This is a genomic window from Glutamicibacter sp. BW77, from assembly GCF_002332285.1.
GTDB lineage: Bacteria > Actinomycetota > Actinomycetes > Actinomycetales > Micrococcaceae > Glutamicibacter > Glutamicibacter bergerei.
In genome coordinates this window covers 1-2,536 of record NZ_NRGT01000072.1, presented here as the reverse complement: position 1 = coordinate 2,536, position 2,536 = coordinate 1, and the positions used below count along the sequence as shown (strand labels likewise).

General features: G+C 51.9%; 3 protein-coding genes and 1 pseudogene. 3 read left to right on the top strand and 1 reads right to left on the bottom strand.

Annotation, left to right across the window (positions count from 1 at the left end; all coding sequences use genetic code 11):
- Positions 1–192: 192 nt before the first annotated feature.
- Positions 193–695, bottom strand: a pseudogene (locus CIK74_RS12330) (recombinase family protein).
- A 507-nt stretch (positions 696–1,202) separates the two neighbouring features.
- Here CIK74_RS12330 and CIK74_RS12325 point away from each other — a divergent pair.
- The 3 genes from CIK74_RS12325 to CIK74_RS18950 all read left to right on the top strand — a co-directional run.
- On the top strand, positions 1,203–1,532 hold the full coding sequence (locus CIK74_RS12325; protein ID WP_096256515.1) for a hypothetical protein: 330 nt from the start codon (positions 1,203–1,205) through the stop codon (positions 1,530–1,532).
- A 68-nt stretch (positions 1,533–1,600) separates the two neighbouring features.
- Positions 1,601–2,245: an ATP-binding cassette domain-containing protein gene (locus CIK74_RS12320; RefSeq protein ID WP_170947866.1), complete on the top strand. Its 645-nt coding sequence runs from the start codon at positions 1,601–1,603 to the stop codon at positions 2,243–2,245.
- Positions 2,242–2,536 (top strand): hypothetical protein (locus tag CIK74_RS18950; RefSeq protein ID WP_205738282.1); only part of this gene is annotated, 295 nt, incomplete at its 3' end. The genes CIK74_RS12320 and CIK74_RS18950, both read left to right, overlap by 4 nt.

The window sequence follows — 2,536 nt, the reverse complement described above, 5'->3', positions numbered from 1 at the left end:
CGGATATGTCAGTAGAGCCGGAAATCTCTGCACTTCTCAGTGCGGGAGGAGAAAAACTAGGATTGCGCCCGTGCCTTCTTCTTCCGCAAAGCAACACCCAAAAGGGTATGGTCTCGTTTTTGAGGTGACTTCAGTTTGCCGTTATTTCTTGGTGCTCTTTTATTCTGCGGTAGGGCGTGACGCGGGACATTCCTATATCCCTAGCGATTTGGGTTGCTGGTTCAACGGCTTGGATGAGTTTTGGTGCGGTGTGATGCGGATATGCCAGTTGGTGAAGGTGGGGCGTCGGCCTCCGGGATCGCGCCCGGTGGTGCGGCGTTTGATCTCTAACTCCATTTGGGCCAGAGCTTCCCTAGCGGTGAAGGCGATGGCTCCAGTGGGTGTTTTGGTGTCAACGTCGCCGCCGAGGTTCAGAAAGCGCAGTTCAATATTTCGAGTGCGAAGTTCTTCGGCGAGGTCGAGTATTTTTGGGTCGAACGTCCCAGTCGATTCAAAGTAGTTATCACGAGGGTGTCATCTGGGTGGAGTGCATCGAGAACTTTGTCGAGCCCAGGACGTTTGGTCAGCGCTCCGGAGCGGCCTTGGTTGATATAGAGGTCATCACGTCTGGCTCTGGCGGCACGGAGATCTTGGATTTGCCGGTCAGTGTATTGCGCTTTGGTTGATACGCGAGCGTATCCGATCAGTTTGGTCATGGAATCTGTGAAAGTGTCTCGCAACTAATGGTCTTGACATCATGCCTATGTTATTGGTTGCAACACATCGTTGCGAGAATTTAGGACCAGTGAGTTTTCAAGGATTTTCAGCTGGGGGAGTGACGCCCGATGAGACGTCTTACAATCCATGGGTTGTAAGACGCATGCGTGTATTGAATTCGGGCTCGCATCCTGCTCTTTTGGTCAGATTTGGCAACCTTGTTTTTTTGGGGAGGCGTTTCAAAGTGGCCCATGACGGGCTTTACCTCGGCGCAGAAGTCTCGATTACGCAATCCCTAGAATTCGAAAGGAAGGAAAGTACCGCGAAGCCGCGCTTTTGCCGTGTGGCATTTTTGGACGCGCCCTAGCTGCGCACTCAGTGTGCTAGTTCGCTTAAGAGGAGAGCATGCGAGGTCGGTGGTTTATTTCTAAACGTTTTTTGTGATGCTTGACACCCCTGATCGTAAGCGATAGTCTCCTCCTGTCCATCCATCAGAGGAAGTTATTATGAATAAGGTTCTCAAGTTAGTGGCGGCTACGGCATCGGCTGTTGGGCTTCTGGCAGGTGGAGCCCTTGTGGCTGCACCCGCAGCGAATGCTGCGACTGCTTGTTCCGCGAATCGTGTACTTGTCGATGATCGTGGCTGGCTTCCAGATAGCCATAAGGCTACCGGTCGTTGCAGCAAGATTGACGGCAACAAAAAGGTTCGCATCAGTCTCGATCGGATTGCCGATTTTGATTACCACACCTCATGGTTCACTCGGACTAACACCACTTACAGCACCAACCAGTCGACGTTGACTCGTGGTGCTTACTACACCGTACGCAACGTCTAAATACCAATCGGTTGATGGCCCGCACTGTGAGTCAGTGCGGGCCATCTGTCTGTCCTGAAAGCAGAGTTATGCTGACCGTTGACCATGTTTCACTGACCTACCCAGACGGGCAAGACGTACTTACCGTACTCAAAGATGTCACCTTTGAAGTTCCTAGCGGCCTCACTGCAGTTGTTGGACCTAGCGGAACTGGCAAATCAACCTTACTGAGGGTGATTGCTGGCCTTCAGATCGCTGACCAAGGCACGGTATGCGTCGGAGAATATTGCATTGATTCTTCCAAGCATGATGCTGGAACTGCGCAGTCTATTTATGTTCCCCAGGATTTTCAGCTCGTACCTTTTCTCTCAGCTGCGGAGAATCTGCAACTTGCAGCCGAGATGCGTGGACGCAACGTCAACGATCCAGAGATCCTGCTAAAAATTGTCGGTCTGCAGGGTCTAGCCAAGCGGGTACCTGAAGAACTTTCCGGAGGACAGCAACAACGCCTGGCTCTTGCACGCGCTCTAACGGTTCAAGCTCCCGTGCTCTTGCCTGATGAACCGACAGGGTCTCTGGATAGTGAGACGAGTCAAGGTATCGCCGCTCTTCTCAGGGAAATCGCTCACAGTGATCAGCGATGCGTGATTGTTGCTACGCACGATTCAGCGCTTGTTGATGTCGCCGATTCAGTCCTTTCCATTCAGTCGGGCAAGGTGCAAAAAATTCGATGACGAAGATCTTCACTCCTCGACATTTAGCGATCCGGATCGGCCGTTACTACTGGCGATCGCTCATTCCTTTGCTTATATGCGCATTCGTATTCTCAGTAGCTCTCAGTTCAATATCGATTGCCAAATCTTCGGTAGAAAATGCGGCCGCTACAGGTGTTGCTTCTCATTTCACCAATATGCAGCATCTAATGCAGCCCACCACCACGGAGAGTCTTCAGGCAGGGACTGAGGTCGCTGGGTGGGCCCCCATCTCTGATTCCAGTGCGTCCTTTAGCCCAGATTTTTCATCAG